Source organism: Pseudomonas sp. WJP1 (genome assembly GCF_028471945.1).
In the GTDB taxonomy this organism is placed as follows: domain Bacteria; phylum Pseudomonadota; class Gammaproteobacteria; order Pseudomonadales; family Pseudomonadaceae; genus Aquipseudomonas.
In genome coordinates this window covers 1839172-1859933 of the sequence record NZ_CP110128.1, presented here as the reverse complement: position 1 = coordinate 1859933, position 20762 = coordinate 1839172, and the positions used below count along the sequence as shown (strand labels likewise).

Annotated in this window: 20 protein-coding genes; 4 read left to right on the top strand and 16 right to left on the bottom strand. The window is 62.9% G+C overall.

Annotated elements, in window-relative coordinates; translation table 11 throughout:
- The first annotated feature begins 52 nt into the window (after positions 1 to 52).
- Positions 53 to 3523, top strand: coding sequence for a hybrid sensor histidine kinase/response regulator (locus OH720_RS08505; protein ID WP_272605227.1), 3471 nt, complete (start codon positions 53 to 55; stop codon positions 3521 to 3523).
- Between the two features lie 139 nt (positions 3524 to 3662).
- Here the strand turns inward: OH720_RS08505 and rmuC are convergent, their stop codons facing one another.
- Both rmuC and OH720_RS08495 read right to left on the bottom strand, forming a co-directional pair.
- Positions 3663 to 5027, bottom strand: coding sequence for a DNA recombination protein RmuC (gene rmuC / locus OH720_RS08500; protein WP_272606419.1), 1365 nt, complete (start codon positions 5025 to 5027; stop codon positions 3663 to 3665).
- A gap of 175 nt (positions 5028 to 5202) precedes the next feature.
- Complete coding sequence (locus tag OH720_RS08495) at positions 5203 to 5526, bottom strand: sel1 repeat family protein (RefSeq protein ID WP_336299064.1); 324 nt, start codon at positions 5524 to 5526, stop codon at positions 5203 to 5205.
- Between the two features lie 977 nt (positions 5527 to 6503).
- Here OH720_RS08495 and OH720_RS08490 point away from each other — a divergent pair.
- The 3 genes from OH720_RS08490 to OH720_RS08480 all read left to right on the top strand — a co-directional run bounded on the left by OH720_RS08490 (position 6504) and on the right by OH720_RS08480 (position 8890).
- Complete coding sequence (locus OH720_RS08490; RefSeq protein ID WP_007898912.1) at positions 6504 to 6728, top strand: hypothetical protein; 225 nt, start codon at positions 6504 to 6506, stop codon at positions 6726 to 6728.
- Positions 6729 to 6989: 261 nt separating this feature from the next.
- Positions 6990 to 7472: a hypothetical protein gene (locus tag OH720_RS08485; protein ID WP_272605226.1), complete on the top strand. Its 483-nt coding sequence runs from the start codon at positions 6990 to 6992 to the stop codon at positions 7470 to 7472.
- A 146-nt stretch (positions 7473 to 7618) separates the two neighbouring features.
- Positions 7619 to 8890: an OmpP1/FadL family transporter gene (locus tag OH720_RS08480; protein ID WP_272605225.1), complete on the top strand. Its 1272-nt coding sequence runs from the start codon at positions 7619 to 7621 to the stop codon at positions 8888 to 8890.
- Between the two features lie 228 nt (positions 8891 to 9118).
- On the opposite strand, the gene OH720_RS08475 is transcribed toward OH720_RS08480, so the two are convergent.
- The 14 genes from OH720_RS08475 to cobO form a co-directional block, all read right to left on the bottom strand.
- The gene (locus OH720_RS08475) at positions 9119 to 9685 is read right to left on the bottom strand and encodes a glutathione peroxidase (protein ID WP_272605224.1); all 567 of its coding nucleotides are present in this window, start codon (positions 9683 to 9685) and stop codon (positions 9119 to 9121) included.
- Between the two features lie 85 nt (positions 9686 to 9770).
- Positions 9771 to 9893 carry a hypothetical protein gene (locus OH720_RS08470; RefSeq protein WP_272605223.1) on the bottom strand — a complete coding sequence of 41 codons (123 nt, stop codon included), beginning with the start codon at positions 9891 to 9893 and terminating at the stop codon, positions 9771 to 9773.
- The gene (locus OH720_RS08465; protein ID WP_272605222.1) at positions 9890 to 11098 is read right to left on the bottom strand and encodes an MFS transporter; all 1209 of its coding nucleotides are present in this window, start codon (positions 11096 to 11098) and stop codon (positions 9890 to 9892) included. Before OH720_RS08465 ends, OH720_RS08470 begins: the two co-directional genes overlap by 4 nt.
- A 52-nt stretch (positions 11099 to 11150) precedes the next feature.
- Positions 11151 to 11555 carry a MarR family winged helix-turn-helix transcriptional regulator gene (locus tag OH720_RS08460; protein ID WP_272605221.1) on the bottom strand — a complete coding sequence of 135 codons (405 nt, stop codon included), beginning with the start codon at positions 11553 to 11555 and terminating at the stop codon, positions 11151 to 11153.
- Between the two features lie 164 nt (positions 11556 to 11719).
- Entirely contained in the window at positions 11720 to 12451 is a 732-nt protein-coding gene (locus tag OH720_RS08455; RefSeq protein WP_272605220.1) for an adenosylcobinamide-GDP ribazoletransferase, read from the bottom strand.
- Between the two features lie 2 nt (positions 12452 to 12453).
- Positions 12454 to 13029 (bottom strand): alpha-ribazole phosphatase family protein, encoded by a 576-nt coding sequence (cobC, locus tag OH720_RS08450; protein WP_272605219.1) that lies wholly within the window; start codon positions 13027 to 13029, stop codon positions 12454 to 12456.
- The gene (gene cobT / locus OH720_RS08445; protein ID WP_272605218.1) at positions 13026 to 14081 is read right to left on the bottom strand and encodes a nicotinate-nucleotide--dimethylbenzimidazole phosphoribosyltransferase; all 1056 of its coding nucleotides are present in this window, start codon (positions 14079 to 14081) and stop codon (positions 13026 to 13028) included. The genes cobC and cobT overlap by 4 nt, the downstream gene beginning before the upstream one ends.
- Positions 14078 to 14599 (bottom strand): bifunctional adenosylcobinamide kinase/adenosylcobinamide-phosphate guanylyltransferase, encoded by a 522-nt coding sequence (gene cobU, locus OH720_RS08440; protein ID WP_272605217.1) that lies wholly within the window; start codon positions 14597 to 14599, stop codon positions 14078 to 14080. Before cobU ends, cobT begins: the two co-directional genes overlap by 4 nt.
- Positions 14600 to 14719: 120 nt before the next feature.
- Entirely contained in the window at positions 14720 to 16171 is a 1452-nt protein-coding gene (locus tag OH720_RS08435) for a cobyric acid synthase (RefSeq protein ID WP_272605216.1), read from the bottom strand.
- A complete protein-coding gene (gene cobD, locus OH720_RS08430) occupies positions 16168 to 17160 on the bottom strand; it encodes a threonine-phosphate decarboxylase CobD (protein WP_272605215.1) in 993 nt (330 codons plus the stop codon). Before cobD ends, OH720_RS08435 begins: the two co-directional genes overlap by 4 nt.
- Positions 17153 to 18061, bottom strand: coding sequence for an adenosylcobinamide-phosphate synthase CbiB (gene cbiB / locus OH720_RS08425; RefSeq protein WP_272605214.1), 909 nt, complete (start codon positions 18059 to 18061; stop codon positions 17153 to 17155). The genes cobD and cbiB overlap by 8 nt, the downstream gene beginning before the upstream one ends.
- Complete coding sequence (gene bluB, locus OH720_RS08420; protein ID WP_272605213.1) at positions 18058 to 18708, bottom strand: 5,6-dimethylbenzimidazole synthase; 651 nt, start codon at positions 18706 to 18708, stop codon at positions 18058 to 18060. Before bluB ends, cbiB begins: the two co-directional genes overlap by 4 nt.
- Entirely contained in the window at positions 18705 to 20087 is a 1383-nt protein-coding gene (locus OH720_RS08415; protein WP_272605212.1) for a cobyrinate a,c-diamide synthase, read from the bottom strand. The genes bluB and OH720_RS08415 overlap by 4 nt, the downstream gene beginning before the upstream one ends.
- A complete protein-coding gene (cobO, locus tag OH720_RS08410; protein WP_008065287.1) occupies positions 20084 to 20695 on the bottom strand; it encodes a cob(I)yrinic acid a,c-diamide adenosyltransferase in 612 nt (203 codons plus the stop codon). Before cobO ends, OH720_RS08415 begins: the two co-directional genes overlap by 4 nt.
- Positions 20696 to 20762: the final 67 nt, after the last annotated feature.

Genomic DNA, 20762 nt, shown 5'->3' with positions numbered 1-20762 from the left:
GACTGTCAGTCCGGGCGGGAGGCCCGGGTGTCTTTGGTTGCCTGGAGTTCCCATGTCGCTGTCCAGCGGGCTGATTGCCGTCGTCGCCCTGGCCTATATGGCCATCATGTTCGCCATCGCCTTCTACGGCGACCGTCGCAGCGCGCCCCTGCCGCCGCGGATGCGGGCCTGGGTGTACAGCCTTTCGCTGGCGGTCTACTGCACCAGCTGGACCTTCTTCGGCGCGGTGGGCCAGGCGGCCGAGCAGCTGTGGTCCTTCTTGCCAATCTACCTCGGGCCGATCCTGCTGTTGCTCGGCGCGCCGTGGGTCCTGCAGAAAATGGTGATGATCAGCAAGCAGGAGAACATCACTTCCATTGCCGACTTCATTGCCGCCCGCTATGGCAAATCGCAATCCCTGGCGGTGGTGGTGGCCCTGATCTGCCTGGTCGGCGTGTTGCCCTACATCGCGCTGCAGCTCAAGGGCATCGTGCTCGGGGTGAACCTGCTGATCGGTGCCGGCGCCGATGCCATGGGGGTTCGCGCGCAAGACACCGCGCTGGTGGTGTCCCTGGTCCTGGCGCTGTTCACCATCGTCTTCGGCACGCGCAACCTCGACGCCACGGAACACCACCGTGGCATGGTGTTGGCGATTGCGTTCGAGTCGCTGGTCAAGCTGTTCGCTTTCCTCGCCGTTGGCGCCTACGTGACCTTCGGCCTGTACGACGGCTTCGATGACCTGTTCGACCAGGCCATGCTCGCCCCGCGCCTCGAGGAATACTGGAAGGAGACCATCAACTGGCCATCAATGGTGGTGCAGACCGGCGTGGCGATGATGGCGATCATCTGCCTGCCGCGGCAGTTCCACGTGACCGTGGTCGAGAACATCGACCCGCAGGATCTGCGCCTGGCCAAATGGGTGTTCCCGGCCTACCTGGCCCTGGCGGCCCTGTTCGTCGTGCCGATCGCACTGGCGGGCCAGATGATGCTGCCCAGTTCCGTGTTGCCGGACTCCTTCGTCATCAGCCTGCCACTGGCCCAGGCTCACCCTGCCCTGGCGTTATTGGCCTTTATCGGCGGCGCATCGGCAGCCACCGGCATGGTGATCGTGGCCAGCGTGGCGCTGTCGACCATGGTCTCCAACGACATGCTGCTGCCCTGGCTGCTGCGGCGCAACAATGCCGAGCGCCCGTTCGAGGTGTTCCGCCAGTGGATGCTGTCGGTGCGCCGCGTGACCATCGTGGTCATCCTGCTGCTGGCCTACGTCAGTTATCGCCTACTGGGATCGACCGCCAGCCTGGCGACCATCGGCCAGATCGCCTTCGCCGCCGTGACGCAACTGGCACCGGCGATGCTAGGCGCGCTGTACTGGAAACAGGCCAACCGCCGCGGCGTATTCGCCGGCCTCGCCGCCGGTACATTCCTGTGGTTCTACACGCTGATCCTGCCGATTGCCGCCCACAGCCTTGGCTTGTCCCTGAGCAGTTTCCCGGGCCTGGCCTGGCTGCACAGCAACCCGCTGAACCTGCCGATCACCCCGCTGACCCAGGGCGTGGTGCTGTCACTGGCGGGCAACTTCACGCTGTTCGCCTGGGTCTCGGTGCTGTCGCGCACCCGCGTGTCGGAGCACTGGCAGGCCGGGCGCTTCATTGGCCAGGAAATCAGCGCCCGGCCCAGCGCCCGCTCGCTGCTCGCGGTACAGATCGATGACCTGCTGCAACTGGCCGCACGCTTCGTCGGTGAAGAACGCGCCCGGCAGAGTTTCATCCGTTTTGCCTACCGCCAGGGCAAGGGCTTCAATCCGAACCAGAACGCCGATGGTGAATGGATCGCCCACACCGAACGCTTGCTTGCGGGTGTGCTGGGCGCTTCATCGACTCGCGCCGTGGTGAAAGCCGCCATTGAAGGCCGGGAGATGCAGCTCGAAGACGTGGTGCGCATCGCCGACGAAGCCTCGGAAGTCCTGCAATTCAACCGCGCCCTGCTGCAAGGCGCGATCGAGAACATCACACAGGGCATCAGCGTGGTCGACCAGTCGCTGAAACTGGTGGCCTGGAATCGCCGCTACCTGGAGCTGTTCAACTACCCGGACGGCCTGATCAGCGTCGGCCGGCCAATTGCCGACATCATCCGCTACAACGCCGAACGCGGCCTGTGCGGCCCCGGTGAAGCCGAAGTGCACGTCGCACGGCGCCTGCACTGGATGCGCCAGGGCCGGGCACATACCTCCGAGCGGCTGTTCCCCAATGGCCGGGTGATCGAACTGATCGGCAACCCGATGCCCGGCGGTGGTTTCGTCATGAGTTTCACCGACATCACCGCGTTCCGCGAAGCCGAGCAGGCGTTGACCGAGGCCAACGAGGGCCTGGAGCAACGCGTCACCGAACGCACCCACGAGCTGTCACAACTCAACGTCGCACTGACCGAAGCCAAGGGCACCGCCGAGGCCGCGAACCAGTCGAAAACCAGGTTCCTGGCGGCCGTCAGCCATGACCTGATGCAACCGTTGAACGCCGCGCGCCTGTTCTCCGCCGCCCTGACTCACCAGGACGACGGCTTGTCTGCCGAGACGCAAAAACTGGTCCAGCACCTGGACAGTTCGCTGCGCTCGGCCGAAGACCTGATCAGCGATTTGCTGGATATTTCCCGTCTGGAAAACGGCAAGATCAACCCGGATGCCAAGCCGTTCGCGCTCGATGAGTTGTTCACCACCCTGGGTGCCGAGTTCAAGGCGCTGGCGCGGGACCAGGGCCTGGAGTTTCGCGTCAGGAGCAGCAAGTTGCGCATCGACAGCGACATCAAGCTGTTGCGCCGCATCCTGCAGAATTTCCTGACCAACGCGTTCCGCTATGCCAAAGGGCCGGTGCTGCTGGGCGTGCGCCGTCGCCACGGTGAGGTGTGCCTGGAAGTGTGGGACCGTGGGCCAGGCATACCGGAAGACAAGCAACAGGTGATCTTCGAAGAATTCAAACGCCTCGACAGCCATCAGACCCGCGCCGAAAAAGGGCTTGGGCTAGGGTTGGCGATCGCCGACGGATTATGTCGCGTGCTTGGGCACACGTTGCGCGTACGCTCTTGGCCGGGGCGCGGCAGCGTGTTCAGCGTCAGCGTGCCCCTGGCCCGCGCGCAAGCCGCGCTGCCGAACAAGGCAGTCGAACTCAATGGCAAACTGCCCAGCGGCGCCCATGTGCTGTGCATCGACAATGAAGACAGCATCCTGATCGGCATGAACAGCCTGCTCACCCGCTGGGGCTGCCAGGTCTGGACCGCGCGCAACCGCCAGGAGTGCATGGCCCTGCTCGGCGATGGCTTGCGCCCGCAACTGGCACTGGTGGATTACCACCTGGACGACGGCGAAACCGGGACCGAGCTGATGGCCTGGCTGCGCACCCGACTGGGTGAACCGGTACCCGGCGTGGTGATCAGCGCCGACGGTCGGCCCGAGACAATGGCCCAGGTGCATGCGGCGGGATTGGATTATTTAGCCAAGCCGGTGAAACCGGCGGCGTTGCGGGCGTTGTTGAGTCGGCATTTGCCTTTGTAATGTTATTGGCTTTAATCCCGTGCCATGGCCTCTGACGCCTTCGCGGGCAAGCCCGCTCCCACAGGTTTTGCGTTGGACGCATATTATGTGAGCAACCCTTAACCCTGTGGGAGCGGGCTCGCCCGCGATGCTTTTTGGCCTATTCCGGCAGTTCGACCAACCCATCCACATCCGTCATCGCCCGCTCCAGCAAGTCAGCTGGCAGGCTCTTGCTCGCCCGTGCCCCCAGCAACTTGAGCTGCTCGCTGCGGCTGACCAGGTTGCCGCGGCCTTCTGTCAGCTTGTTGCGCGCCGAGCTGTAGGCCTTATCCAGTTGCTGCAAGCGATTGCCGACCTCGTCCAGGTCCTGGATGAACAGCACGAACTTGTCGTACAGCCACCCGGCCCGCTCGGCGATTTCCCGGGCGTTCTGGCTTTGCCGCTCCTGCTTCCACAGGCTGTCGATGACTCGCAGGGTCGCCAGCAGCGTGGTCGGGCTGACGATCACGATGTTGCGGTCGAAGGCTTCCTGGAACAGCGTGGGCTCTGCCTGCAACGCGGCGGAAAACGCCGCCTCGATCGGCACGAACAACAGGACGAAGTCCAGGCTGTGCAAGCCGTCGAGACGTTTGTAGTCCTTGCCGGCCAGGCCCTTGACGTGATTGCGCAACGACAGCACGTGCTGCTTGATGGCGATCTGGCCGATGGCTTCGTCTTCGGCCGCCACGTACTGCTGATAGGCCGTCAGGCTGACCTTGGAGTCGACCACCACCTGCTTGTCGCCCGGCAGGTAAATGATCACGTCCGGCTGGAAACGCTCGCCGTCCGGGCCCTTGAGATTGACCTGGGTCTGGTACTCGCGCCCCTTCTCAAGCCCCGCGTGCTCAAGCACGCGCTCCAGAATCAATTCGCCCCAGTTGCCCTGGGTTTTCTGTCCTTTCAAGGCGCGGGTCAGGTTGGTGGCCTCGTCGCTCAGGCGCAGGTTGAGCTGTTGCAGGCGCTCCAACTCCTTGGCCAGGGAGAAGCGCTCCCGGGCTTCGGCCTGATAGCTTTCCTCGACGCGCTTTTCAAAAGACTGGATGCGCTCCTTCAATGGATCGAGCAACTGCCCCAGGCGCTGCTGGCTGGTTTCGGCAAAACGCTGCTCGCGCTCATCGAAGATTTTCCCCGCCAGCTCGGCGAACTGCGCACGCAGTTCGTCTCGCGAGCCCTGCAGGTCGTTGAGGCGCTGCTGATGGCTTTCCTGTTGCTCGCGCAACTCGGCCTTGAGGGACGCGGCCTGGGCGTCGAGGCGGCGCAGTTCGGCTTCTTTGCCGGCGCGTTCGATATTCCAGGCGTGGGCCGCATCGCGGGCATCGTCACGCTCGATCTGCAGCAGTTCGACCTCACGCCGCACGGCGGCGAGGTCCGCCTGTTTGGCGGCGTTGGCCTGACCCAGATCAGCGACTTCATCGCGACAGGCCTCGAGCTGCGCATTCAGGCCATCCTGCGCCAGATGTGCCGTGGCCAGGCGCTCTTCCAGCAGCGACGCCTGGGCCTGAGCGGCGCTCGCCCGACGTTGCAGTTGCCAGGCCAACACCAGCAGCGGCAAGGCCGCGCCCGCCAGCCCCAGCAATGCGCTGGTCAAGTCCATAGCCATAGCCACTCCTGCCATTGAAATAAAGCCTGAAGGTTAACCAAGGCGTCAGGTCTTGGACAGCTCAGTCTTCGAGCAAGCCCAGTTCCTGCTGCGCGCGCACGTCCCCTGCCCGCGCGGCCTGACGCAAGAGATCCTGGCCAATCCGGCGATCCCGGGCATTGCCGCATTCACGGCACATCAGTTGCCCCAGCCGGCTCTGCGCAGCGACGACGCCTTCACGGGCCGGTTGCTTGAGCAAACGTCCGGCGATGTGTTTGACGTTGGGGTTTTCGCCCAGGCGCGGGCTATCCAGCAGCCACTCGGCCACCCGCATCGAAATGCGCTTGGGTGAGGCAACCGTGGACGATTTGACGGAAGAGGAAGGAGGCGGTGTACGAAACTTCATAAAGCACTGTGGGCAGATCGGAAGGCGCGCCACTCTACTCTCTTTTTCTTACAGGTAAAGCCGAAAAAAACCCGGCACGCCCGTCCTAGAGCAAGCGCTCGGGACAATCCACAGAAGCTGTGGATAACTCAGTGGACAACCGCCATTGAACTCGCGCAAAGGCTTATGGAATGGGGCCTGCAGTCAAACTGACGATTTTTTCACCAGTTAAAAAAGACGATATTTTTCATTGACTTAAATTTTGGTTACAGGCACCCACTGCGTTTGAAGGCTGGATGACAGCGCGGTGACAGTCCGCGCAACTAATGTGCACAACTACCTTCGGGACAGTTATATGACTGCGTTTTTTCGGCGCATTTTTCTTGATTGCTGGGGATAACCCCCCGGCAAACCCGCGCTCCAGGCAGCTTTTAGCGATGACCGCCGGTCGGATTGCGCGCGATGACCGAACAGTTTCCAGGCCTCGACCAGCAAACGCCGAAGGATGAAGCCAAGCGACCATCCAGATTTTTTTGCCAGCGCGCTTCCCTTTGCCTGTTCAATCCGTTAGTATCCGCGGCGTTAGTACCAAGCTGAAAGTCAATTCTGGTCGAACAAATCCCCCCGGCGCAGCCTTCCCACAGGAAGCCGCTACCGAAAAAGCGGGATCGGCCACCTCGATGGTTTCCAGGTAAATCTTGCGCCAACACAGCCTTTGAATCGAAAGCAAAGGGTGTTGCCAGGCTCACTTACTCTGACCGAACCAGCCTGCAAATTGATCAGGATCTTCACCCCGGGCCCAGAACCTTTGCCCTTGATGTGCTGCCTGCCCTCCTAAGTACCTACCTGCCAGCCCAAGCGCGCCAATTATCAGCGCTTCAAACTGGCTGCTTTGTTCCAGTCGGGTTCTTCGTTCGACCAACGGTGGTCGTCGTTACTGGAACGTTTTAATTTTGCACGGCTCTTATCCGTGTCGCTTGTAGGAACACCCAATGACTATGTCTACTCAAATCCACACCCAGGATGCTATCCGCACCCTTACCAACGCTTTTGCACCGATGAACTGCCTGATCATGGCCGCTCGCAAAGGCTGTTTCAGCTTCACCCTGGTCAACGAACACGGCATCGCCCGTCACAGCGAACGCCTGTACCCCGACCAGTACTCCAGCGCCGAGCCGCTGCAGGCGGTGATCGAGCGTACGCGTCAGGCCCTGGTCGCCTGAAACGCCAGCACACCTGAAACACCAGAAGCCCCGCCCGAAAAGCGGGGCTTTTTGTTGCCCGAGGTTTCACGATGACTAAGCACGGATAGATATAAGGTTTATAACTCGCCGGCAGAAATATTTTAAAAACAGACCTTTACGCGGTGAATATGACACTAGACTTCAACTCAAGCGGGTTGATCCGCTTCCGACGAGCCTGAGTCGATTCACCGCTGCCAAAGCCTTTCAGGTTCGTCGCCAAATTGATGTATCGAGGGTTTTATGGGTATCGCTGCCAGCGAACTGTGCCGCTATGTGATCCGTCCGACCTTGATCTACCTTGGATGCCATAGCACAACCGCCGAATCCCTGCTGCTAGGCATCGCCGCCAGCCAGTCAGCCCTTGGTTCCGCCCTGCATGACCGCCGTGGACACGGCCTCTACCGAATCGCCGAACCCCGCCACCAGGCACTTTGGGACCATTACCTGGCGCTCGATCCGGAACGCGCAAGCCTGGTACGTGGCCTGGCCAGCCAACATGCATTCCTCAGTGGGCCGCACCTGGAATTGACCGTCAACCTGCGTTACGCCACTGCCATCGCCTGGCTGCTGGTCGAAGAACAGAACACCCCCCTCCCCGAAGCAGACGACCTGCTGGGCATGGCCCGCATCTGGCGCCAGACTTTCCAGCCCCAGGGACGCCTGAGAGACTTCACCTGCGCCTGGCAAACCTGTGTTGCACCGATGAATCTGGTCGCCTGCTGAAACCCCTGGATCCAAAGATCGCGCAACTGGCAGCGAATCTGGTCGGATTGTCCTACAAAACCGCTCTAAATCAAGCATTACAGCCTATGGCGCTGGGACGAAAATGTTGGTAATTTTCGCCCCGGTGATCACCAGGAGTTCTAATAATGAAAAAAGTAATGCTCAAAACCACCATTAGCCTCGCCGTTGCCTTGGCATCCACCCAACTCTTCGCAAGTGGTTTTGCCCTCAACGAACAAAGCATCAGCGGGATGGGGACAGGTTTTGCCGGGCGATCTTCTTCTGCCGACGACGCATCCACCGTTTTTGGCAACCCTGCCGGCATGTCTCGCCTCAAGCGCGAACAAGTGACCGGTGGCGTTGCATTCATTGACGCACACGCTGACATCAGTGATGCCAGCTCTTCGAATGGTGGCACCAACAAGGGCGACATGGTCCCTTTCATGGGCGTGCCCATGGGTTACTACGTCAAGCCACTCGATGACCAGTGGGCAGTCGGTTTCGGCGTCTACGCTCCTTTCGGCCTGGTGACCGACTACGAGAACGGCTTCGCCGGCCGTTACTTCGGCAGCAAGAGTGAAGTCACGATCGTGACCCTGCAGCCAACCGTCAGCTACGCCTTCAACGACAAGGTGTCGATCGGTTTTGGTCCAACCATCAACCGCATCGACGGCAAGCTGGAATCGAATCTGTCGCTGAGCCGCAACCCGGCCGCACCGGACGGTGAAGTCAAAATCAAGGGTGATGACACTGCGCTGGGCTACAACATTGGTATCCTGGTGCAAGCCACCGACTCCACTCGCGTCGGCCTGACCTATCACTCGAAAGTGAAGTACAAGCTCGAGGGTGACACCAAGGTCAACTACGTCGGCCTCGCCGCCCTGCGCCAGAGCCCGAACCAGAAGTACGACGCTTCGCTGGACATCACCACACCTGAGTCGGTGGACTTCTCGGTTACTCATCAACTGGACGACCAGTGGACCCTCTACGCAGGCAGCACCTGGACTCGCTGGAGCCGCCTGAAAGAAATCACCGTCGAGAACAGTGGCGTGCCCGCTGCCTTGAACCCAGCGTTCGGCACCATTACTGAAGAACAGAACTGGCACGACACCTGGGCTCACGCCATCGGTGCTTCCTACCAGCTGAACAAACAGTGGGTGCTGCGTACCGGCCTGTCGGTTGACCAGTCGCCAACCAACAACGAAAACCGCTCCCCGCGCATCCCGACGGGCGATCGCACGATTTTCAGCCTGGGCGCCGGCTGGAGCCCGACCGACGACCTGACCATCGACGTTGCGTACTCGTACCTGCGTGAAGAGTCGGTCAAGGTCAACGATGACAACGACCGCCAGACCTACAGCGCCAAGTACGAAAACTGGGCAAACGGTTTCGGCGTCGGTGCTACCTACCGCTTCTGATGAGAGTGGGCGAGCCTGAAAGACTCCCCGCCTGAATCAAAAAAGCCCCGCGATCTTCGGCAGAGCGCGGGGCTTTTTTGTAGGAGCGAGCCTGCTCGCGATGGACGTCAACGATAATGCGTGAAGCCTGGCACCCCGCGGCGCTCTCAAGTCCATCGCGAGCAGGCTCGCTCCTACAGAGAGCGCGGGGCTTTTTGGGTTTTTCGCGAGCGAGCCCGATCCCATAGGTCAGGGCGTGGAAGCCAATGGTGGCGAAGCCAGGGCCTTCTCCACCGCCTCAATGAACTCAGGATCATCGGGCTTGGTCAGGCTGGAGAAACTGGCAACCACCTTGCCTTGGCGATCGACCACGTACTTGTAGAAATTCCACTTCGGCGCGCTGCTCTGTGTGGCGAGCACCTTGAACAGGTGCGTTGCATCGTCGCCACGGACTTTCTGCGGCTCGGTCATGGTGAAGGTCACGCCGTAGTTCACGTAGCAGACTTTGGCTGTCTCGGCGCCGTCCTTGGACTCCTGCTTGAAGTCATTGGACGGCACACCGATCACTTCCAGCCCCTGCGCCTTGTAACGCTGATTGAGCGCCTCAAGGCTTTTGAACTGCGGGGCAAACCCACAGAAGCTGGCGGTATTGACCACCACCAGCGGCTTGCCGGCGAAACGCTGGCACAGATCGATGGACTCATTGGCACGCAACTTGGGCAACGAGCCTTGCAGCAGAGCCGGGCACTCTGCCGCCTGGGCCAATCCGGTAAACGCTACCAGTAACGCGGGAACCGCCAACCAGCGCATCAGCATATCGGTGCTTCCTTCAGAATTCGTGTGAGATTGAAGTTACTCGCCCTCACTTGCTGCTAGCAAGCATCCTTCTGCACGCCACCCTTTAACACGCCCCCATGCCCAACTGCATCAACGCCAAGCCTCCCTGATGCCAGCCCCACCAGGCAACGGCCAGCAGCAAGGCACAGGCAGCGAAGATCAAAACCCGCGGCCAGAGGCTGTTCATGTCGCACTCATCTGGCTTTGCAGGCGCGCCACCGGCCGCTCACGCACGGGCCAGTTCAGGGCCGCAGCCATCAGGCTCAAGAGAATCGCCACCTGCCAGATCAAGTTGTAGCTCCCGGTCCGGTCATACACCACCCCGCCCAGCCAGCCACCGAGAAACGACCCGAGCTGGTGAAACAGGAAAACAATCCCACCGAGCATGGACAGGTTTCGTACGCCGAACAAGGTGGCCACGGTGCCGTTGGTCAAGGGAACGGTCGACAACCACAGGAACCCCATAGCCATGCCGAACAGGTAGGCGCTGGTCGTCGTCACCGGCGCCCACAGGAACAGTGCGATCACCACGGCTCGCAACAAGTACAGGCCAGTCAACAAACGCGGCTTGGACATGCGTCCACCGAGCCAGCCGGCAGTGTAGGTGCCGAAGATGTTGAACAGGCCGATCAGCGCCAGCACCGTGGTGCCCACCGTCGCCGGCAGATGTTGATCCACCAGGTAGGCCGGCAGGTGCACGCCAATGAACACCACCTGGAAGCCACAGACAAAAAAGCCGAACGCCAGCAGCCAGAATCCCGAATGGGAGCAGGCCTCGTGCAGTGCTTCGGAGAGGGTCTGTTCGTGGCCCATGACCGGCAGCGGCTTGTCCTTGAGCATGCCCACCAGCGGCACTATCAGCGCCACCAGCAGTCCCAGCGCCAGCAACGCCGCTGACCAGCCGAGCCAGCCGATCAAACCGAGCGTGCCGGGCAGCATGGCGAACTGGCCGAACGAACCGGCCGCGCTGGCGATACCCATGCCCATGCTGCGTTTTTCCGGCGGCACCGCGCGGCCGACCACGCCGAGGATCACCGAGAAGGACGTGCCGGACAGGCCGATGCCGATCAGCAGGCCGGCGCTCAGGGACAAGGTCACCGCCGAGTCGGAAAGCCCCATGCACACCAAACCCGCCGCGTACAGGACACCGCCCACCAGCACCACTTTCGCCGCGCCAAAGCGGTCGGCCAGGGCACCGGTGAAGGGTTGCGCCAGGCCCCAGATCAGGTTCTGCAGGGCGATGGCGAAGGCGAAGACCTCACGCCCCCAGCCGAACTCGGCGCTCATCGGCGCCAGGAACAGCCCGAAGCCGTGTCGCACCCCCAGGGACAACGCCAGGATCAGCGCACTTCCCAGCAAAACCCAACCGCACGTACGCCACATCGAGGTCATTTTTGTTCTCCACATGCGGGTATATACCCGCTTAAAATCGAAAAAACCGGCCTCAGGCCAGTTCGTCCAGCAATTTCAATAAGGTCTCACGCTTTTCCGCGCCCAGGCGATCGACCAATCGCTGTTGCGCCGCTTCCCAGGCCGGCAAGGCGGCTTTCAGACGCTCGGCGCCCGCCTCGGTCAACACGACGATGCGATTGCGCATGTCTTCACCTTCGACCAGCGTCACCAGACCTTCACCTTCCAGCACCCGCAAATTGCGCCCCAGGGTGCTGCGATCCAGGCCCATGGCCTCGGCGAGGGTGGAAATACTCGGTTGATCCAGGCGCTGCAGGTTGCACAGCAAAGAATACTGCGCAACGTTGATCCCGAAGCCATCGAGGGCGCCGTCGTAATGCCTGCTGACGCCACGGGCCGCGCGACGCAGGTTGATGCATAAACATTGGGAGTCGAGCATGGTGCGTGTATATACCCGTGGTTGGATGAAAGCAAATTTTTTGATACATATTACCTGTAGGAGCGAGGCTTGCCCGCGAAGGGAGCGCCGCGATCCATCAGGCCGACCGCGTTGTCGTTCTTCGCGGGCAAGTCGGATCGCCGCCCGCTCGCTCCTACAAGGACTCAGAGCAACGTTACGCCCACCAACACTGCTACTTCCAATAGCTCCAGCAACGCCCCCGCCGTGTCGCCTGTCGTGCCGCCCAATCGGCGCAGCATCACCTGCCTCAACCAGGCAAACATCAGCGCCGCCAGCAGCAGCGCCCAAACACCGTTGAGGCCAGCGATCAGCACGCACAGCAAGGCACTGCCCGCCAACACCTGTTTGCCCGCCGATCGCGGAAGATGATCGGCCAGGGCTTGCCCCAAGCCGCCGGGACGCACATAAGGCGTGGTCAGGAACAGCCCCAGCAACGCACTGCGGCTGATCAAGGGAACAATGATCAGGGCCAGCGCCTGCTGCTGTTCGATCAGCGCGACCAGAGCAGCGAACTTCAGCAGCAACACCAACACCAGCGTGACCACGGCGATCGGCCCGCTGCGCGGATCCTTCATGATCGTTAGCGTACGCTCGCGGTCGCCGAATCCGCCCAGCCAGGCGTCGGCGCTGTCGGCCAGGCCGTCCAGGTGCAGCGCGCCGCTGAGCAGCACCCATACCGTCAGCAACAGCGCCGCATGCAGCAACAGTGGCGCCCCCAGCAACAGCCCGTTCAACCCCCACAAAATGCCGCCGAACAGCACGCCCACCAACGGATAAAACAGCAGCGAGCGCCCCAGCTCCTCGGGCGTCGGCATGCCCGGCAGACGAATCGGCAGGCTGCTGAGAAATTGCAGGGCGATCCAGAATGGCAACATGTTCAGCGTACTTCCTTCAAGACGCCGCCGGGCTCGACCGACAGCGAGAACAGCGCACCATGAGCCACTTCGACATTGAGCAACTGCTCGCGCGGCAAGCCCCGGGCGTGGGCCAGCAACAGGCGCATGACCCCGCCATGACTGACCAGCAGTACACGCTCTCCGGCGTACTGCGCATGCAAGCGCGCCACCGCCGCCAGCACCCGCGCGGAAAAGTCTGCGACCGGTTCGCCCTCAGGCGGGGTAAACGAGTAAGGATCAGCCCAGAACAAACCCAGGGCCTCGCCGTCGGTTTCCATCAGCGCCGCGGCACTCTGTCCTTCCCAGGCACCGAAATGCAGTTCCTGCAGGTTTTTGTCCAGCTCGATCGGCAGTCCTGATTGCGCCGCCAGTTCTTCGGCGAAGCGCGCACAGCGCTGCAATGGCGAACTGACCAGGCGATCCCAAGGCCCCTGCTCCACCACCGCCTGGCGCATCTGCGCCCAGCCCTTGTCAGTCAGCGCATCGTCGAGGCTGCCGCGCAAGCCGCCGCCGAGCTCGGTTTCACCGTGGCGCAACAGGTCCAGATGCAAGATCATGCCGGACGATCCGCCACCGCCGCTTCCGCGAACGTCGCCATCTGCCCGTGCAGGTCGCAGGCCAGGCGCAGCAATGGCACGGCCAACGCGGCGCCACTGCCCTCGCCCAGTCGCAGGCCAAGGTCCAGCAAGGGTTCGGCCTTCAGGGTTTCCAGCACATGACGATGCCCCGGCTCGGCACCGCGATGAGCGAACAACAGCCATGGCCGGCACGACGGATTCAAACGCACCGCCACCACCGCCGCGACGCTGCAGATGAACCCGTCCACCAACACCGCAACGCCTTGCTGGGCGCACGCCAGGTAGGCGCCGACCAGCGCCGCGACTTCAAACCCCCCGAGATTGAACAGGGTCTGCAGCGCATCGCCCCGCTGAGCGCCGTGCAGTACCAACGCGCGTTCAATCACCTGCGCTTTATGGCTGACACCCGTCGCATCCAGCCCCGTACCCGGCCCGGTCAGGTGCGCCACCGGGCAATCCAGCAAGGCACAGGCCAGGGCGCTGGCCGCCGTGGTGTTACCGATGCCCATTTCACCACCGATGAACAGTTGCGCCCCCGTCGCGATGGCACGCTGCACGCTGTCCCGACCGGCCTGCAACGCTTGTTCACCTTGCGCCACGGTCATCGCCGGCCCCTGGGCAAAATTCGCCGTGCCGGGCCCGATGTTCAGGTGTCGCACACCCGCCAGGTTCAACGACGGCGTAATGGTGCCCAGGTCGACCACTTCCAGGGAGGCGCCCAACTGCCGCGCCAACACGCTGATCGCGGCACCACCGCTGACGAAGTTGTGCAGCATCTGCCCGGTGACTTCCTGGGGATAGGCCGACACGCCCTCGGCCACCACACCATGGTCACCGGCAAAAATCGCGATCGACACCCGCGCAAGGCTCGGCTTGACCTGCCCCTGGAGTCCGGCCAGTTGCACCGCCACCGACTCAAGCTGGCCAAGGGAGCCAGTCGGCTTGGTCAGTTGCTGTTGACGGGCTTGCGCCTGCTCGACAGCCTGGGCGTTGATCGGTTGGCACGGGTTCAGCCACCAGGATGAGGTCATAACGCAGTTCCTTTCAAAGTCAGGGGCAGGCCGGCGACGGTCAGGACGACACGCTGACAACGCTCGGCCAGGGCTTGATGCAACCAACCGGCTTCATCGACATAGCGGCGAGTCAATTCGCCCAGCGGCACGACACCCATTCCGGTCTCGTTGCTGACAAAAATGATTTCACCCGGCAACGACGCCAGGCATTCGAGCAAGGCTTCGCGTTCGGCCGCGAGACGCTGGTTGTCCTCGAGCATCAGCAGATTGGTCATCCACAGCGTCAGGCAATCCACCAGCAGGCAGCGGTCGGCCCGGGCGTTTTCGCGCAGGACGCGGGCCAGTTCCACAGGCTCTTCGATCAACGCCCATTCGGCCGGACGGCGGGCGCGGTGATGGGCGACGCGCTCGTTCATTTCGCCGTCCAGGGGTTGGCTGGTGGCGATGTAGGTCACTTGAAGCTGGCTGTCTGTTGCGATTTTTTCAGCCAGGCGACTCTTGCCGGAGCGGGCGCCGCCGAGGATCAGTTGGAGCATGGTTCATTCCTTTAAATCTTCAGTGAGGCCACTTCAGTCATCGCGAGCAGGCTCACTCCTACAGTGACCGCGTTCCAATGTAGGAGCGAGCCTGCTCGCGATGAGGGCGGCACAGCCGCCTCAAAAACCACAGAGCTCACGCAACAGCCCGGTATCCAAATGCTTCTCCACCAAATCCGCCAGCCGTTCGATATCGCGCTCGCGCAACCCGTGGTAATCCACCTCCTGCACCGCCTGCAATCCCGCCCACCGCAACAGCGCACTGCACGCCGCCGGGGATTCGAACAAGCCATGCAAATAGGTACCGAAAATCTGCCCATCGACACACTGCGCGCCATCGCAGCGACCGTCGTCCAGCTGCACGGCGGCGTTCTCCAGGGCCGGGCCGGTGGTCACGCCAGCGTGGATCTCGTAGCCGCAGACTTCAGCGTTCTCCAGCGCCAGGCGCCCGCGCACATTGCGCAGTTGCTTGTGTTCTTCGAGCTGCGTGGTGAATGCCAGCAGGCCCAAGCCGTCACTAGACCCCGGCGCGCCTTCAAGGCCCAACGGATCATGCACCTGCTCACCGAGCATCTGCAGGCCGCCGCAAATACCCAGCACTTTGCCGCCATAGCGCAGGTGTCGCGAGATCGCGGTTTCCCAGCCATTGGCGCGCAGATAGGCCAGGTCGCTGCGCACGCTTTTCGAACCGGGAAGAATGATCAGGTCGGCCGCCGGAATCGCCTGGCCGGGGCCGATGAATTGCAGGTCCACTTGCGGGTGCAGGCGCAGCGGATCGAAATCGGTGTGGTTGCTGATGCGCGGCAACACCGGCACTACTACTTTGAGCACCTGCTCGGCCTTGTCGGCCTGGCGCTGATCGATACCGTCCTCAGCCTCCAGGTGCAAGTCCATCACATACGGCAGCACGCCGATCACCGGTTTGCCGGTGCGCGCCTCAAGCCAGTCGAGACCGGGTTGCAGCAGGGCGATATCACCGCGAAAACGGTTGATGATGAAGCCTTTGACCCGCCCCTGCTCGGTGGGCGACAGCAATTCCAGGGTACCCACCAGATGGGCGAACACCCCGCCCCGATTGATGTCAGCGATCAGCACCACCGGGCAATCCACCGCTTCGGCGAAGCCCATGTTGGCGATGTCGCCAGCGCGCAGGTTGATCTCGGCCGGTGAGCCCGCGCCTTCGACCATCACCACCGGATACGCCGCGCTCAAGCGTTCATGGGAGGCCAGCACCGCTTGCATCGCGATGGCCTTGTAGTCGTGATAGGCCACGGCGTTCATCGTGGTGACCGCACGCCCATGGATGATCACCTGGGCGCCGGTATCGCTGTTGGGCTTGAGCAGCACCGGATTCATGTCGGTGTGGGGTTCAAGAAAGGCGGCCTGGGCCTGCACGGCTTGCGCGCGACCGATCTCGCCACCGTCGGCAGTCACCGCGCTGTTGAGCGCCATGTTCTGCGGCTTGAACGGCACCACGCTGACACCCTGGCGCGTCACCCAGCGGCACAGTGCCGTCACCAGCGTGCTTTTACCGGCGTCGGACGTGGTGCCCTGCACCATCAAGGTAGTCATTGGCTTTCCCTGGCGAAGGCGTCGAATGCTGCATCCAGCCGTACCCAGTCGGCGGCATCGCCAGGCAGGCCGAAACGCAGGCTGCTGTTATGGGTGAACAGGCGCAACAGGATGCCGCGCCGGGCCATGAATTCGTGCAGTACTTCGGCGCGCTCGGTGATCAGCCATTGGAACAGGGCGCAACCGCCCCGGGGTTGGAAGCCGTGCCGCGTCAACAAGGTTGCCAGCCGCTCACTGGCCTCATCGGCGCGCACCCGCTGACGCACGTGCCCTTCGGTGTCGCGCAGGCACGCCTGGCCCAGCACTCGGGTCGGTCCGCTGACCGCCCACGGCCCCACCTGCTCGGCGAGCAATCTGAGCAACTTGCGCTCAGCCAGGACAAAACCCAGGCGCACGCCGGCCAGGCCGAAAAACTTGCCAAAGGAACGCAGCACGATCAAGCCGACCTGATGGGCAAACGGCGCCACACTCAGGTGCGGCGTGTTGTCCATGAAGGCCTCGTCCACCACCAGCCAGCCACCCCGCGGGGCCAAGCGCGAATGCCAGTCGAGCAGCCGGGCGGGCGTCAGGTTCAGCCCGGTCGGGTTGTTCGGGTTGACCACCACCAGCACGTCGAGGCTGTCGACGAAGAAGTCGACTTCCTGCTCCAGCACCTCGCGCACGATGTAGCCATTGCGGCGCCACGCCTCGGCATGTTCGGCATAACAAGGCGACAGCACGCCGACCTTGCCCGCCCGGCGCAAACGCGGCAGCAACTGGATGGCCATCTGCGAACCGGCGACCGGCAGTGCCTGCAGGGTCCCGTAGTAGTCGCAGGCCGCCTGCTCCAGGCCGTCATCGGTTTCCGGCAACCGCGCCCAGGCCCGTTGCGGGATCTCCGGCACGGGAAACGGCCAGGGCGCCAGGCCGCTGGACAGGTCAAGCCAATCGGCTTCGTCGATGCCATAATCGTGCGCCGCCTTGCGCAATCGTCCGCCGTGCTCAAGCATAAAATTCAGACCCCACGCACAGAATCAGCAGCCACAACCATACCCCTCGCTGCACCAGTTGCCAGCCGCGGTCGATGGCGTCGGCATCCGCCGGAACGCCCTCTCCCAGCGTCGGGCGCTGATGCAGTTCACCGTGATAAATCGCCGGCCCGCCCAGCTCGACGCCCAACGCACCGGCACCTGCCGCCATCACCGGGCCGGCATTCGGGCTGTCCCAGGTTGGCCCCTGGGTGCGCCAGCATTTCAACGCCAGGCGGGTTTTGCCCAGCAGCGCATAGGTCAGCGCCACCAGGCGCGCCGGAATGTAATTGAGCACGTCGTCGATCTTCGCCGCCGCCCAGCCGAATCGCTCGAAGCGTTCGTTGCGATAGCCCCACATCGCGTCCAGGGTGTTGCTCAAACGGTAGAGCACCACGCCCGGCGCACCGGCCACGGCAAACCAGAACAGCGCGGCAAACACCGCGTCGCTGCCGTTTTCCAGCACCGATTCGGTGGCGGCACGGGCGACGGCGGTTTCATCCAGATCACTGGTTTTGCGGCTGACCAGGTAACTCACACGCTGGCGCGCTTCCTCAAGATTATTGCTGCGCAAGGCCGTGGCCACCGGCGTGACATGCTCGCCGAGGCTGCGCATGCCCAGGGCGCAATAGAGCGCGAGAATCTCGACGATCCAGCCGACGTAAGGCGCCCATGAAAACGCCGTGGCCAACAGGGTCAGCGGCAACACGGCGATCACCCACGCGGTCACCCCATGGCTGCGCCAGCCGCGACCGCCGCCATTGAAACGTTGCTCGATGCGCTCGGCAAAACGGCCGAACGCCACCAGCGGATGCCAGCGCTTGGGTTCACCCAGCAGCGCATCCAGCGCTACCGCGGCGACACTCAACAACGCCACACTCATTGACTCACTCCCCAATAATTTTCATACAACAGCTCACTCAGCGGACGCGCCTGCGCCCAGCCTTCGAGTACCAGCATCGGCGCCGGATAGAAGGCCTTGACCGGCCCCAGGCAGAGAATGGCCAAGGGCTTGGCGCCAGGCGGCAGGCCCAGCAGGTCCGCCAGGGCCTGCGGTTCGAACAGCGAGACCCAGCCCATGCCCAGCCCTTCGGCGCGGGACGCCAGCCACAGGTTCTGGATCGCGCAGGACAGCGAGGCCAGGTCCATTTCCGGCAGGGTACGACGGCCGAAGATATGCCGTTCGCGATCGTCCATCAGCGCGGCGACCAGCACCTCGGCGCAATCGTTGATGCCTTCGACCTTGAGCTGCATGAATTCGTCGGTGCGCTCACCGAGGGCTTCAGCGGTGCGGATACGTTCCTGCTCCACCAGCCCTTGGATCTGGCCGCGCAAGTCGCGGTCGCTGATGCGGATGAAGCGCCAGGGCTGCATCAGGCCGACACTCGGCGCCTGATGCGCGGCCTCGAGCAGGCGCCGCAGCAATTCGGGTTCGACCGTGCCGCCGGCGAAGTGACGCATGTCGCGGCGTTCGCCAATGGCGCGGTAGACCGCTGCGCGTTCGGCGTCGGAGAAGGCGTTGTCAGTCATGGCCTCTTCGCGAGCAAGCCCGCTCCCACAGGGGTTAGGTGATCAACTGTAGGAGTGAGCCCGCTCGCGATGGCGTCCGCACAGTCAGGCACAAATAGAGCAGCTATCGCCGATGGATTGGACGGGAAATAAAAATGCACATAAGAGGCCGTCATCCGCCCCTCGCGATACACCGCCTCTGCCCCGCGCCCGCCGTTAGGGCTCAGACCACGCGCAATCGGCTCAAGCTCGGTAATGGTCAACGAATGATGATAGGTATGCCCACGCAGAGACCCTTCCGGCAGTTCAACCGCTTGCAAGGCCAACGCAGCAAGACGCTTCTGCATCACCGCATCACCCTTCAACAAACCCACCAGCTCTGCACGCGCCCCCTCGACATCGGTCAACGAATCGAGCAAATAAAGCATGCCGCCGCATTCGGCCAATAAGGGTTTGCCGGCGGCGTGGTGAGCGCGGATCGCGGCCAACATCGAGGTATTTTGCGACAGCGCCACATGGTGCAATTCCGGATAGCCGCCCGGCAGGTACAGGCTGTCTGCCTCCGGCAAGTCCACATCACGGATCGGCGAGAAAAACCGCAGTTCGGCGCCCATCGCCCGCAGCAAATCGAGGCTGGCGCCATAGGTAAAGGCAAACGCTTCGTCGCGGGCCACGGCAATGCGCACGCCAGCCATCAAGGGCTCGACCATCACTACATCTGGCGCGGCGAACTCCACGGCCGGCGGCAGCGCGACTTCACAACTGCTAGCCAGGGCGTCGGCCGCCGCATCGAGGCGTGCATCAAGATCGTTCAACTCACTGGCCTGCACCAGACCCAGGTGTCGACTCGGCAATTCGATGCCGGTCTCCCGGGACAAGGCGCCGTACCAGCGCAGGCCTTCGGTCAGGCTGCCTTCGAGCAGTTGCGCGTGGCGCAGGGTGCCCACGCGGTTGGCCAGCACGCCGGCAAACGGCAAGTCCGGCTGGTAGCGCGCCAGACCCAGGGCCAGTGCGCCAAAGGTCTGGGCCATGGCGGTGCCGTCGATCACAGCGAGCACCGGCACGCCGAAATGCCGCGCCAGGTCAGCGCTGGACGGCGTACCGTCGAACAACCCCATGACGCCTTCGATCAGGATCAGGTCGGCGTCGCGGGCGGCCTCCCACAACAGGCGACGACTGTCCTGCTCGCCGACCATCCACATGTCCAGCTGATACACCGGCGCTCCGCTGGCACGTTCGAGGATCATCGGATCGAGAAAGTCCGGGCCGCACTTGAACACGCGCACCTTGCGACCCTGGTTACGATGCAACCGGGCCAGCGCGGCGGTCACGGTGGTCTTGCCCTGACCGGACGCCGGCGCGGCAATCAGCACCGCCGGGCAATGTCGAGGCTGGTTCACAGCTCGACGCCTTTTTGCGCCTTGATACCGGCCTGGAAGGCGTGCTTGATCATGCCCATTTCGGTGACCGTATCGGCCAGCTCGACCATCTCCGGCTTGGCGCCGCGACCGGTGACCACCACGTGCTGCATGGGCGGGCGGGCCTGCAAGTCGCTGAGCACCTGATCGAGATCGAGGTAGCCGTGCTTGAGGGCGATGTTCAGTTCGTCCAGCACCACCAGGCCGATCGATGGGTCGCGCAGCAATTGCTGCGACACTGCCCAGGCCGCTTCGGCAGCGGCGATATCGCGCTGGCGGTCCTGGGTCTCCCAGGTGAAGCCTTCGCCCATCACATGAAAACGCACTTGCTCGGGGAAGCGTCGGAAGAACAACTCTTCGCCGGTGCTGTTGCGCCCCTTGATGAACTGCACCACGCCGCACTGCATGCCATGCCCCATGGCACGCGCAAGCATGCCGAACGCCGAGCTGCTCTTGCCCTTGCCATTGCCGGTCAGCACCAGCAGCAGGCCGCATTCGTTCGGGGAATTGGCGATGCGTTCGTCGATCACGGCCTTTTTGCGCAGCATGCGCGCTAGATGACGTTCGTCACGATCAGGGGTATCAGACATGGGGGAGCTCTCCGTTGAGGCAGGATTAACGGCGGGCAGGCACAAGAATAGACGGCAAGAAGCCTGG